At 67.4% G+C, this 11,747-nt stretch carries 13 protein-coding genes; 5 read left to right on the top strand and 8 right to left on the bottom strand.

The window, feature by feature from the left end:
- Positions 1-359 precede the first annotated feature (359 nt).
- From QH196_RS29545 to QH196_RS29510, 8 genes are all read right to left on the bottom strand, one after another.
- The gene (locus QH196_RS29545) at positions 360-1,907 is read right to left on the bottom strand and encodes a solute symporter family protein (RefSeq protein WP_280419132.1); all 1,548 of its coding nucleotides are present in this window, start codon (positions 1,905-1,907) and stop codon (positions 360-362) included.
- Positions 1,904-2,203, bottom strand: a complete 300-nt coding sequence (locus QH196_RS29540; protein WP_280419131.1) for a DUF485 domain-containing protein — start codon at positions 2,201-2,203, stop codon at positions 1,904-1,906. Before QH196_RS29540 ends, QH196_RS29545 begins: the two co-directional genes overlap by 4 nt.
- Before the next feature lie 113 nt (positions 2,204-2,316).
- Positions 2,317-3,273 (bottom strand): PDR/VanB family oxidoreductase, encoded by a 957-nt coding sequence (locus tag QH196_RS29535; RefSeq protein WP_280419130.1) that lies wholly within the window; start codon positions 3,271-3,273, stop codon positions 2,317-2,319.
- Between the two features lie 8 nt (positions 3,274-3,281).
- Positions 3,282-4,016: an SDR family NAD(P)-dependent oxidoreductase gene (locus tag QH196_RS29530; protein WP_280419129.1), complete on the bottom strand. Its 735-nt coding sequence runs from the start codon at positions 4,014-4,016 to the stop codon at positions 3,282-3,284.
- The gene (locus tag QH196_RS29525; RefSeq protein ID WP_280419128.1) at positions 4,013-4,525 is read right to left on the bottom strand and encodes an aromatic-ring-hydroxylating dioxygenase subunit beta; all 513 of its coding nucleotides are present in this window, start codon (positions 4,523-4,525) and stop codon (positions 4,013-4,015) included. Before QH196_RS29525 ends, QH196_RS29530 begins: the two co-directional genes overlap by 4 nt.
- Positions 4,518-5,795 (bottom strand): aromatic ring-hydroxylating oxygenase subunit alpha, encoded by a 1,278-nt coding sequence (locus QH196_RS29520; RefSeq protein WP_280419127.1) that lies wholly within the window; start codon positions 5,793-5,795, stop codon positions 4,518-4,520. The genes QH196_RS29525 and QH196_RS29520 overlap by 8 nt, the downstream gene beginning before the upstream one ends.
- A 24-nt stretch (positions 5,796-5,819) precedes the next feature.
- Positions 5,820-6,185 carry a hypothetical protein gene (locus QH196_RS29515; protein ID WP_280419126.1) on the bottom strand — a complete coding sequence of 122 codons (366 nt, stop codon included), beginning with the start codon at positions 6,183-6,185 and terminating at the stop codon, positions 5,820-5,822.
- 31 nt (positions 6,186-6,216) lie between these two features.
- On the bottom strand, positions 6,217-7,377 hold the full coding sequence (locus QH196_RS29510; protein ID WP_280419125.1) for an acyl-CoA dehydrogenase family protein: 1,161 nt from the start codon (positions 7,375-7,377) through the stop codon (positions 6,217-6,219).
- Between the two features lie 170 nt (positions 7,378-7,547).
- Here QH196_RS29510 and QH196_RS29505 point away from each other — a divergent pair, with 170 nt between their 5' ends.
- The 5 genes from QH196_RS29505 to QH196_RS29485 all read left to right on the top strand — a co-directional run bounded on the left by QH196_RS29505 (position 7,548) and on the right by QH196_RS29485 (position 11,732).
- Positions 7,548-9,029 carry a PAS domain-containing sensor histidine kinase gene (locus tag QH196_RS29505; protein WP_280419124.1) on the top strand — a complete coding sequence of 494 codons (1,482 nt, stop codon included), beginning with the start codon at positions 7,548-7,550 and terminating at the stop codon, positions 9,027-9,029.
- 78 nt (positions 9,030-9,107) lie between these two features.
- Positions 9,108-9,662: a flavin reductase gene (locus QH196_RS29500; protein ID WP_280419123.1), complete on the top strand. Its 555-nt coding sequence runs from the start codon at positions 9,108-9,110 to the stop codon at positions 9,660-9,662.
- A complete protein-coding gene (locus QH196_RS29495) occupies positions 9,638-9,907 on the top strand; it encodes a hypothetical protein (RefSeq protein WP_280419122.1) in 270 nt (89 codons plus the stop codon). Before QH196_RS29500 ends, QH196_RS29495 begins: the two co-directional genes overlap by 25 nt.
- Positions 9,904-11,184 (top strand): amidase, encoded by a 1,281-nt coding sequence (locus tag QH196_RS29490; RefSeq protein ID WP_280419121.1) that lies wholly within the window; start codon positions 9,904-9,906, stop codon positions 11,182-11,184. Before QH196_RS29495 ends, QH196_RS29490 begins: the two co-directional genes overlap by 4 nt.
- Positions 11,181-11,732, top strand: a complete 552-nt coding sequence (locus QH196_RS29485) for a nuclear transport factor 2 family protein (protein WP_280419120.1) — start codon at positions 11,181-11,183, stop codon at positions 11,730-11,732. Before QH196_RS29490 ends, QH196_RS29485 begins: the two co-directional genes overlap by 4 nt.
- The last annotated feature ends 15 nt before the right edge of the window (positions 11,733-11,747 follow it).

The following is an 11,747-nucleotide window of genomic DNA, read 5'->3' as shown; positions in this document are numbered from 1 at the left end:
GGGCTGCAGTACCAGCCGGAACTGTTCGACGCCGAAGTCGTACTCCACCTGGAATACCGACAGCCCGATGAGCAGGCCCCCGAAGGCGAAGGCCCGCATCCACCACATCCGGCGCGGCCTCGGCTCGACCGGCTCCGGGGGGGGGGGGGCGCGGCCGCCCCGACGGCGGCCACGCCCCCCAGGGCGAATGCCTCTCCGGCGAACGGCAGCCCCCCGAAATACCCCCCACCGCCCGACCGCCCACCGGCGCGGCGGCCCCCCCACCCCACCCCGGCCCGGCGCCCGACCCCCCCCCCCAGACGAAAAGTTCCCGCCCACCCCCACATCCTGGGTGGCCGGCAACAGATTCCGCAGTCCGGTCAGGACGGTACGGCCACCGGTTCCTCCGGTTCGGCCGCCCGCCCGGTCAGCGCACGAGTGCGCAAGGACCGGAACACCGCACCGGCAGCGAGCGCATCGGCCCCCTTCGGGGACGTCGCAAGTGCAACGAGAACCGAGATCACGAAAGAGATCGGGGCGACAGCCAGCGCCGGGTTGGAGAACGGCAGCACCGAGTCCGGTCCCTGGACGACCGGGCTGAGCAGGATCACCGCGACCGACAGCACGAGGCCGGTGACGATACCGGAGATCACCGCCCGGGCAGTCATCCTGCGCCAATACAGTGTCAGCAGGAGGGCGGGCAGGTTCGCACAGGCCGCGATCGACATTCCGAGCGAGGCGAGGAACGCCACGTTCTGCTTTTGCGCGGCGAAGGCGATCGCCACACCGACCAGGCAGGTGGCGACGGTGGCGATACGAGCCGCGCGGTGCTGGGCGGCCGACGACACCTTCCCGTTGCGCAGCACCTGACCGTAGAGGTCGTGGGCGATGGCACCCGAGGTGGCGATGACCAGCCCCGACAGGGCCGCGAGGATGGTCACGAAGGCGACCGCGGCCACGAAGGCGAGCAGGACACCACCGCCGAGGGTTTCGGCGAGCTGTGCCACGGCAAGATTGCCGCCCTTGTTCTCCGCGGCGATGGTATCGGGACCGACCAGCACGGCGGCGCCGTACCCGAGCACCGGGATCATCAGGTAGAAACCGAAGAAAATCCAGATGGAGGTATAGGCCGAGGTGCGGGCCTGCCTGGCGTCGGGCACGGTCAGGAACCGGATCATCACATGCGGGAGGCCGAGCACACCGAGTACCAGACCGACGGTTTGCGACAACTGGTCGAACGAGGCGGCGTCGCCGGAGCGTTGCGGCGCGACGAATTGCTCACCGAACTCGGCGAGCGCGGTACTGAACGGCCCGAACGGGTTGAAATCGAAGCGCACCAGCACCAGGACGAACAACGCCACCGCACACACCAGCAGCAGGCCGGTTTTGATGATCTGGATCCAGCTGGTGGCCAGCATGCCGCCGACCAGGGTGTAGGCGGTGGTGAGGGCGCCGATGATCAGCACCGCGACCGCATAGTCCAGGTCGAACAGCAGTGATACCAGCAGCGCCGCACCCACCAGCTGCGACACCAGATAGACCACACTGATCACCACGGTGCTGATCGCCATCAGCGACCGGACATCCTTGCCCGGGAATCGGGTGGCCAGTACGTCGGCGAGGGTGAACCGGCCGAGGTTACGCAGCGGTTCGGCGATGAGCAGCAGCGCCAGCACGAAGGCGACGGGAACGAACACGGCGAGATAGAAGCCGTTGAAACCGGTGAGTGCGATAGCACCGGTGACGCCGAGAAACGATGCGGCGGAGATGAAATCCCCGGCGATCGCGACGCCGTTCTGCCGGCCGGTGAGCGCCCCACCGGCGACGTAGTGGTCGGCGGCGGACTTGTTCCGGCGGGCCGCCCACGCGGTGATACCGAGGGTGACGGCGACCAGGGCCGCGAAGAGGGAGGCGGAGACGAGGTTCATGCGCGGGTGCCTTCCTGCGCGAGCCGGGCTTCCAGTGCGGCGGCGCGGGCCATGTAGTAGCGGGCCACCACGATCGCGATGACGAACTGCGCCAGGGCATAGATCCAGGCGACGGTGACGCCACCGACGACCACCGCATCCAGTGCCGAGGTGAAACCACCCAGAATGGGCAGGGGGAAGAACAGGATCAAAACGATCGCGCTCAGCCGGAAAACCAGCGATTGCCGTTCGCGTGCCAATTCGTCGAGGCCGGAATTCCCTGGGGAATCAGCGGAATTGGAGGGGGAATGGTCCATGGGAATCATCTTTCGGGCTGTGTGATTTCCTACACAGTAGGGGTCCGATATGACGACGGACATGCGAAGAATTCCCCCTGCGAGTACGGAATTCCTTTATCTGCCGAGCGCGGTCAGATCAATTCGATGACAAGCCTCGGAGATTTCGACCGGGAGACGCAGAGCGCCATCTGATTACCGGCCGCCTTGTCCGCGGCCGACAGGCAATTGTCGCGGTGTTCGGGTTCGCCGTCGAGCACATTCGATACACAGGACCCGCAGATCCCTTCTTCACAGGATTTGAAGACGTCGATACCGTTGTCCTCGAGCACCGACAGGATGGAGCGGTCGGCGGGGATCTCGAAGCTCTCGCCGGTGTCGAGTTCGACGGTGAATGCGGTATCGCCGCTGTTGTCGACCTCGGTCGCTTCGAAATGCTCGGTGTGGAGATTGGTTTCACCGACCACCGGTGTCACGATCTGGGCGACGGTCTCCATGAAACCGGTGGGCCCGCAGGTGTAGACCGCGCTGTCCCGGGTCAGCGCGGCAGCCACGGATTCGAGCGCCGTACGCTGCTCGTCACGGGACAGACCGGTATGCAGGCGCACCCGGTCACGAAACTCCACGCGGTTTTCCAGGAGATCCGCGAACGCGGTCTCCGCGCGGTCGTGGGTGATATAAACGAGAGTGAAATCCTCTCCGCTGGAGTGCAATTCATAGGCCATACTCAGCAGCGGAGTGATCCCGATCCCGCCCGCGATCAGCAGGTGCCGGTCGGCCCCGGGGACGATACCGAGGATGTTGCGCGGTGCGCCGATCTCGATGATGTCGCCCTCGCACAATTGGTGCAGCGCGGCCGATCCTCCTCGCGACTCCGGTTCGCGCTTCACCGCGATGGCCAGTGCCGCGGTGTCCGCGGGTGGCCCGCACAGCGAATACTGGCGCAGGATCCCGGTCGGGCCGGTGACGTCGATATGCGCACCGGCGCGGTAAGGCCCCAGCGGCGCCCCGTCCTCCCGCACCAGCCGCAGCAACCGGATACTCGGTGTCTCCGAAACAATTTCGGAGACGACCACTTTGATATCGGACACCACAACTCCTAGCGCATGTAGAGGCCGCCGTTGGCGTCCCAGCATGCCCCGGTGACCGATGCGGCGGCCGGCGAGGCGAGCAGGGCGACCATATCGGCGATGAATGCCGGATCGCCGAGACGCCCGACGGGTATGGACCGGGCGAAGGCGTCGAGATTGCCTTCCCCGACAATGTTGTGCACGACCGGCGAATCCTGCGGACCGGGCGAGACGGCGTTCACCGTGACCCCCGCCGGGGCGAGTTCACGCGCGAACACCTTGGTCAGCGTGATGACCGCGCCTTTGGCGGACGCGTAGTGCCCACCGGTGGCGGTGCCACCGTTCTGACCGGCCAGCGAGGCCATGTTCACGATCCGGCCGTAACCGTGCGCGGCCATATGGGCGCCGAACAGCTGGCAGGCCTGGAACGTCCCGCGGAAGCCGACGGCCATGACCGCGTCCAGTTCCTCGGCGGTGATCTCCATGAGGGGCCGGGCCTGGGTGCGGGCGGCATTGTTCACCAGCACCTGGACCCCGCCGAAATCGGCGACCACCGTCGCAAGCAACTGCTCCAGGGAGGTTTTGTCCGCGACGTCGACGGTATATCCGCGCGCGGCACCGCCCAGTTCCTCGGCCAGCGCCGACGCGGCGGATCCGGCCAGGTCGGCGATGGCGACAGCGTGGCCGGCGGCGTGCAACCGGCGCACGATATGCGCACCCAGGCCGTTCGCACCCCCGGTGACCACGGCGACGGGCGGGTTCACAGCAGGAATCCCGCGGCGGGAACGGCGTCCTCGCTGTCGACCAGCCGGATCACCTTCAAGGCGATCCGGTCGTCGGCGGGAGTCGCACCGAGACGGATGCGGTATTCGATATCGCCGGCCCAGATATCGTGGCGGCCACGTTTGTAGGCGATCAGGATCTGTGCCGCCCGCAGGTGCACCTCGTCGTCGGTGACCGATTCCGCGACGAAGCGCGAGACGGTGCGGGTGGTGACGGCGGCGTCGACGGCGGCGATGGCATAGCCCTCGGTCATCCGGACCACGCGCATACCGCGCATGCGGGCGTCGTCGTAGATCATATTGAGGGTGTTGTCGAAATCGTCGGTGCCGCGGTCGATCGGCACCACATAGCGGCCGTCGGCGGTGTAGAGGTCCTGCCAGGTGTGGTAATCCTTGCGGTCGAGCAGGTCGGCTTCCCGCCAGCTCAGCTCGATCGCCCGGGTGATCCTGGCATCGGTGAACAGCATTGCGGGGGTGAGGGTTTCAGTCATCGCTCATCATCTGCTTCCACTGGTGATAGGCGGCGCGCATACCGGTCTCGTCGGTGACATGGGAGGTGGGCCAGCCTTCCGGGCTCGGCTTCTCCCGTGCCACGCCGCGATTGACCAGGATCGGCATATCGGGGGCGGCCTGGGCGCCGCGCTGTACCCGGTCCCAGCCCTCGGCGTCGTCGGGGGTACCGAATCCGAACGGGCCCTGGAAATGTTCGTGCACCCGCAGCCGCGCCCGATTGACCGGGTTCACGATCTCGGACGGCCCGTCGGGGCCGATCGCGATGTGCTCGATCGTGGTCTCGTCGACGGCCACGGGGCGCAGCACGCGGAAGAACGCCGCCGACATCGACACGTTCGGGAACAGGTTGAGGTTGAACCCGGTGCCGTGCATGGCGCGGACCAGCTTGCGGATCGCGGCATCGTCGAGGCCGGTGGTCTTCAGCTCGGCGATCAGATCATCGAAACGGGCCTGCAACGGTTCGCTGCCGTCGTCGGCATCCAGATCGGAATGTTCGGGAACCATCTGCATGACACTGTGCCCGTTGCCCAGGTCATGGGTGACCGCCGCCGGGTCGGTCATGAACGACATCATATCCGCGGTTTCGGCATCGACCGAGGCCATCCAGGACCGGTGCACGATCGGGAAGTGGTAGCCGTCGGTGGTGTTCTCCAGCTGGATCTTCCAGTTCCCGTGGAAGCTGAACCGGTGCGTACCCAGCACCTTGATCGGGTAGCCGCCGCCCTGTTTCATGAACCGGTCGATCCACAGCTTGGCGTCACCGAGAAAATCCTCGAGCGGTTCGATATCTTCGGCGAAGGTCGCGAACACCATGCCGCCGTAGGATTCGGTGCGCAGTTTCCGCAGGGACAGGTCGCCCTTCTCGACCACGCCCTCGTAACCGTCGGGGTACGGGATACCGCGCAGCTGACCGTCCAAGCTGTAGGACCAGGCGTGATACGGGCAGGTGAAACCGTTGGCGACGCCTTGCTTCTGCTCGCAGATACTGGCCCCGCGGTGCCGGCACCGGTTGAGCAGCGTATTGAGCTGACCCTTGCGGTTGCGGGTGACGATCACCGGCTGGCGCCCCACATGGGTGGATTTGAAACTGCCCGGTGTGGGCAGCTCGGACTCGTGGGCCACCCAGATCCAGGTGCTCTCGAAGATCCGGGTGATCTCCTGCTCGAAGATCTCCGGGTCGGTGTACATACGTGCGGCCACCCGATCCTCGGCGACGAGTTCGGCCGGTGCTGCACTGTGGGCTGTCATGATGCCTCCTCCGCAGGTGGATGGTCAGTACTGGCGCGGGGTCAGGGCGCGCCCGATGCGGGCCTCGATCTTGACGAATTTCCAGAGCTTCCAGTCGCTTTCGCCCACACCGATGGTGCGGATCAGGCCGCACGCGGCTTTGACGGTGTCGTGACTGTCGGCGTCGGCGAGCAGATAGCACGTCCACGGCCAGCTGTCCGAGGGCCCCACCATGGTGGAGTCGTCGTCGATATCGCCGATGAAATCGATCCCGTCGAGCGCTTTGATGCCATCCATCAGGGCGACGAAGGCGGTCCAGACGTCACCGGCGGTGACACCGCCTTCGGGCAGGTCGAAGAAGTTCTGGTTGATGCCGAGGCAGAAGAGAACGCGAAGTGGGCTGTCGGTCACGGAAGGGTCCTGTCGTCGGAGAGGTCACGGGTCAGTGGAAACCGGGAACGGTCGGCGGCTGCCCCATGAATACGGCGCCGGCGGCGTCGATCAGGCCGGGTCCCAGGAAGGCGTGCTGCTGCGGGACCAGGGCGTCGCCCGCCCACTGCTGTAGCGGGTGACCGTTGAAGATGGCCGCGGTACCGGAGATCTCGATGATGCGGTTCACCACCGACGCCGAGGTCGAGGCGATATGCGCCGCCGCGAGCCGCAGGTGGGCGTTCTGTTCGGCAGTGGCGGGATCGCCGCGCAGTACCGTCGCCCACACCTCCTCGGTGACCTCGTAGAAGTACGCGCGCGCCGAGCGCAGATCGGCTTCGGCCTGGGCGACCGCGGTCCGGTAGTACGGGCGGTCGGCCAGTTTCGGGGCGCCGGTGATCCCGGCCCGGCCCGCACCGGTTTCGACGGCGTAGTCCAGCGCGGCCCGCGCCACGCCCGCACCGACCACGGCCAGCACCTGGGCGGCATAGGCAATGGCCGGATACCGGTACAGCGGTTCGTCGACCGTCGGTTCGCCGCCGCGGATGAAGGTCCATTCGTGCGGCACCACTGCCCCGCGCACCACGAGGTCGAAGGAACCGGTGCCGCGCATCCCGCTGACATCCCAGTCCTGAACGATTTCGACCTGGTCGGGGCGCAGCAGTGCGGTGCGGGGTTTACCGGCGGTACCGGCGTCACCGGGGATACCGACCCCCAGGACATCGGCGCCCATACAACCGCTGGCGAACTTCCATCGACCGTCCAGCCGCACACCACCGTCGACCTCCGCCGCGGGCTGGACCGGGAACAGTCCGCCGGCGAAAACCACGTCCGGGCTGTCGGCGTAGAGCTGCGCCTGCGTTTCCAGGGGCAGCGCCGCCAGGTACACCAGGGCGGAGCCGAAACTGGCGACCCAGCCGGTGGATCCGTCGACCACCGAAATACGTTCGACGGTGCGCAGGAAATCGGCGGGCGCCTGCGGTTCGCCACCGAATCGCCGCGGAGTGGCGGACCGGTAGATTCCGGCCTCTTTGAGCCGTGCGACGAAATCCCGTGAAACGTATTTCTGGTCGTGGAATTCCTCCCGCCGCACGGTGAGTTCGGCGAGGACGTCGTCCAGAATCGCCGGTCCGGTCGCGGGCCGGGCCGGGGCTTCGGAGGTGGACACGATCACCTGCTCCTGTCGTCGATGGGCTGTTCTTCGACGGTAGGGAGAGCGCGCTCACACCGACATCGGTAATCCCCGCGCCCGGCAAGGTGTGAACCACCACATTCGTAGGGGAAATCTTCAGCCGCCCCCGGACGACCGGAAACACGGATGGGCGGAAAAGCTACGCTGGCGCGATGTCCATCGATCCGCGCGCTCCCGAATTGGTCGTCTCGGATTTCGCCACCATGATGAATGCGACCGATGTGTGCGTACTCGTGCACGATGCCGCGACCAAGAACATTCTGTGGGCCAATCCGGCCGCCTGCGCGATGCTCGAATTCGACCTCGACGAGATCCGGCCGCTCAAGGCCCACGATATGAGCAGTTCCGCGCAGCAATACGACCGCGTGATAGGGCGCGCCTGGCTGCAGGACGCCGTCGAGTACGGCTCCCGCCGCATCGAATGGCACTACCGGTCCAAATCCGGCCGGATAATCCCCACCGACGCGGTAGCAACACGGATCGAACTCGCGCGCGGGCCGGCGGTGCTGGTGCAATTCCGCGATATCGAACGGGAGCAGCGCACCGAGCGCGCCCTGCGGCTGACCACCACCTATGTGGACGCGCTGGCCCGGCACACCTCCACGATGGCTTTCGTACTGAACGAATCGGGCGAGATCCGCTTCGCCACCGATACCGCACTCACCCGCCTCGGCCTGGACCCGGCCGTCGAGCTACCGGCCGGACCGCACCTCACCCGGTACGCCCACCTGCACCGGGACGGGCGCCGCACCGAATGGGAAGTGGTGGCCAAGGATGCCGACCCGGTGACCTCGGTACGACTCGAGGTAACCCAGCCGGACGGCACGACCTCATGGCTGGACGGCAGCCTGGAACGCCTGGACGAGCCGGGGGTGACCGCCTTCCTCATCCTGGTCCACGATGTATCGCGCCGGATCCGCGACGAGGAACAGCGCGGGCTGCAGCTGCGGCGGGAGAACTACCTGGCCCGCTACAACGCCATGGGCGATATGGCGATGGCGATCGCCCACGAACTCGGCCAGCCGCTCGCGGCCGCCGGTAACTACATCGCCGGTAGCCGCTCGCATCTGCCCGGCGGCGAACTCCTCGACAACCGGGTGAGCTTCGGTCTGGACGCGGCGCTCGAGCAGATCGACCGCGCGGCGACGATCGTCTCGGCGTTACGCGCCTTCGTGGGGCACCTCGAGCAGGTGGAGCAGGTGGCCGACCTCAACGATATCGTCGCCGAATGCCTGCACTTCGTGCGGATCCGGGCCGACGAGGCCGGGGTGCGAGTCGAGCTGCGGCTCGACCCGGCACCGGTGGAGGTCCGCTGCGAACGGGTCCTCACGGGGCAGGTGATCGTGAACCTCTGTTTCAACGCCATCGACGAAATGGCACAGTGCCCCGCTGAATCCCGGCATATCGTGCTCACCACCGCTGTGCGTGACGACGGCGGCTGTTTCACCGTCCGCGATCACGGTCGCGGCGTCTCCCAGGATCCGTTCCAGGAATCGTTCACCTCGAAATCACACGGCAGCGGCATCGGGCTGGCACTGAGCTACCGGATCATCACCCGGCAGCACGGCAGTATCTGGTGCCGCCCCGCCGACGGCGGCGGAGCGGTCTTCGGATTCGTCCTGCCGACCCCGTGATCGCGTAGGGAAAACCTTCAGAGCGGGCGGAGAAAATCTCGATACCTCGAGGCGTGGATCACTCGTAGCGTCAGTTGTATGACCAAGCAATTGACCGCCGAGCAGCGTGACTTCCGGGCGGCGATGTCGAATCTTTCGGCCGCAGTCAATGTCGTCACCACGAACGGACCGGGTGGTCGCGCTGGTATCACCGTCAGCGCGGTGTGCTCCGTCACCGATTCGCCGCCCACGATCCTCGTTTGTGTCAATCAGTCCAGCTATACGCACGATATCTTCCGGCGCAACGTGCGCCTCTGTGTCAACATCCTCAGTTCGCACGACGAGGAACTGGCCGGCCATTTCGCCGGAGCCACCGGTATCCCGATGGCGGAGCGGTTCGCGTGGAGTATGTGGGATCACGACACCGAAGACATTCCGATGCTGCGCACGGCTGCCGCGCGGGTGGTCGGCCGGATCATCAGCGACCACACCCAGGGGTCGCATTCGATCTTCCTGGTGAGTGTGGACCGGGTGGATGTCAGCGAAGACTGCGACGCGCTCGTCTATTTCCAGCGCCGCTTCCACAGCGTGGGCCCTGGCCGGCCGCGCACCGAGCAGGAGGGCACCGCATGGTCGACGCGCCGGCCCGCCTGACTCTCATGTGCTACAACGACACCCACGGCTACGGCTGGCGCCACGTCGACCTGTTCACCCACGATGCCGACGGCCGGGAACTGAACTGGGTGCACTGGCAGGTTTCCGAAGACGGACCCGAAGCCGCGGACCGGGCCACCGCACTCGCCGAACCCGCACTGCGCCGGACATCGCAGTGGCGCCACGGCGTCAGCGCCGCAGGTATGGATTACTGGACGGCCGACGCCGCCTGGAGCGACCGATGAACCTGTACGCCCCGTGGTCGTTGCGCGACCTCATCGATGCCATCGCCCGCGGGCAGTCCAGCACCGCCGATGCGTGGCAGCGCTGCGTGCACCGGATCGCCGAAACCGAAGACCGGCTCGCGGCCTGGGTCACCCGGCCGGCGCCCCCGGGGCCGCCGGAGCCGACCGGTGCATTGTCCGGAATTCCGCTGGGCGTCAAGGACATCATCGACGTCGCCGGCTACCCGACTCGATGCGGCTCGGCCCTGCGCGCGGATACCGGCCCGGCGACCGCGGACGCCGAGATCGTGCGCAGATGGCGTGCGGCCGGCGCCGTGCCCGCCGGAAAAACCGTCACCACCGAATTCGCTTTCTTCGCCCCCGGGCCCACCCACAACCCGGCCGCGCCGGGCCACACGCCCGGCGGGTCGTCCAGCGGTTCGGCCGCCGCGGTCGCTTCCGGTCAGGTGCCGCTCGCAGTGGGCTCGCAGACCGCGGGTTCGGTCACCCGGCCCGCCGCCTATTGCGGGGTTGCCGCGCTGGTACTGACCCGCGGACTGCTGGCGACCGACGGCATCACCGGTCTCGCGCACAGTCTGGACAGTCACGGCTTCTACGCCGCCGAGGTCCGCGACCTCGCCTGCGCCTGGTCGGCGCTCATGACGGCACCGCACCCGCTGACCGAATCCACCCGCCCGCCCCGGATCGCGCTGTGGAGCGCGGAACCACTGGATGTCGTGGCCGGCGATATGACGGAAGCCGTTGCCGCCCTGCACGATCGGCTCGTCGCCGACGGTGCGGTCGTGACCGGTTTCGCTGCCGAGCAGGTCGTGGCCGAGGCGACCGCGGCCCACCGCGTGGTAATGGCCTACGAGGCCGCCCGGGAACGCGCCGCCGAGCTCGCCCGCGCCGATGAGCTGAGCCGGCCCCTGGCCGAACTGCTGCGCTCCGGTGCCGCCACCACCGACGCGGACTATGCGGCGGCCCGCGGCATCGTCGACGCCGCCCGGCGGGCGGTACTCGACCTGCTGACCGGCTACGACGCCATCATCGGACCCGCCGCCCCCGGCCCCGCGCCCGCCGGGCTCGACGCCACCGGCGACCCGGTCCTCAGCCGGGCCTGGCAGGCACTCGGCCTGCCCGTGGTGACGGTGCCCGGCCTGCGCAGCTCGCAGGGCCTGCCGCTGGGGATCCAGGTGATCGGCGCACCGCATACCGAAGCGGAGCTGCTGCGGGTCGCCGGCTGGATCCAGGACCGCACCCACCGACCGTCGCGCGAACAAGGAGGACACCCGTGACCGCCACCGTCGAGCAGTTGCTGCGCCGGATCGAGACACTGGAGGGGGAGGCAGAGGTGCGCCGGTTGCAGGCGCGCTACATGTTCCTCTGCGATACCCCCTGCCCGGAGTTCGGCGTCGCCGACGACGCCCACCGTATCGACCTGATCATGGAGCTCTACGCCGAGGACGCGGTGTGGGAGGGGGTCGGCGAATATTACGACGGCCAGTTCGGACGGCTGGACGGACAGGCCGCCATCCGCGCTCATTTCGAACGCTTCTGGAGCCCCGACCGTGATCCCCGGCTGGTGCTCAACGCGCACTATTTGACCGCCGAGCAGATCCGGGTGGACGGGGATACGGCCGCCGGGCAGTGGATCCACATCCAGCCGTGGCTGTTCTCCGACGGCACCTCGCTGTTGCGTTCGAGCCGGCTCAACAATGCGTTCCGCCGCATCGACGGGCACTGGAAAATCACCCGCACCCGCACCGAGAACGTCTTCGTCGCCCCCCTGCGACCCGATTTCGCCGAGAGTTTCCCGGCGGCCTCGGTGCTGATGCGGCCATGAGCGCGCCGGCCGTCA

The organism is Nocardia carnea (assembly GCF_029868325.1).
GTDB lineage: Bacteria > Actinomycetota > Actinomycetes > Mycobacteriales > Mycobacteriaceae > Nocardia > Nocardia carnea_C.
This window is presented reverse-complemented; position numbering and strand designations above follow the sequence as displayed.

Coding starts and splice junctions, on each gene's coding strand:
- QH196_RS29545 (WP_280419132.1), bottom strand. CDS start 1,907: ATGAACCTCGTCTCCGCCTCCCTCTTCGCGGCCCTGGTCGCCGTCACC.
- QH196_RS29540 (WP_280419131.1), bottom strand. CDS start 2,203: ATGGACCATTCCCCCTCCAATTCCGCTGATTCCCCAGGGAATTCCGGC.
- QH196_RS29525 (WP_280419128.1), bottom strand. CDS start 4,525: ATGACTGAAACCCTCACCCCCGCAATGCTGTTCACCGATGCCAGGATC.
- QH196_RS29520 (WP_280419127.1), bottom strand. CDS start 5,795: ATGACAGCCCACAGTGCAGCACCGGCCGAACTCGTCGCCGAGGATCGG.
- QH196_RS29505 (WP_280419124.1), top strand. CDS start 7,548: ATGTCCATCGATCCGCGCGCTCCCGAATTGGTCGTCTCGGATTTCGCC.
- QH196_RS29500 (WP_280419123.1), top strand. CDS start 9,108: ATGACCAAGCAATTGACCGCCGAGCAGCGTGACTTCCGGGCGGCGATG.
- QH196_RS29495 (WP_280419122.1), top strand. CDS start 9,638: ATGGTCGACGCGCCGGCCCGCCTGACTCTCATGTGCTACAACGACACC.
- QH196_RS29490 (WP_280419121.1), top strand. CDS start 9,904: ATGAACCTGTACGCCCCGTGGTCGTTGCGCGACCTCATCGATGCCATC.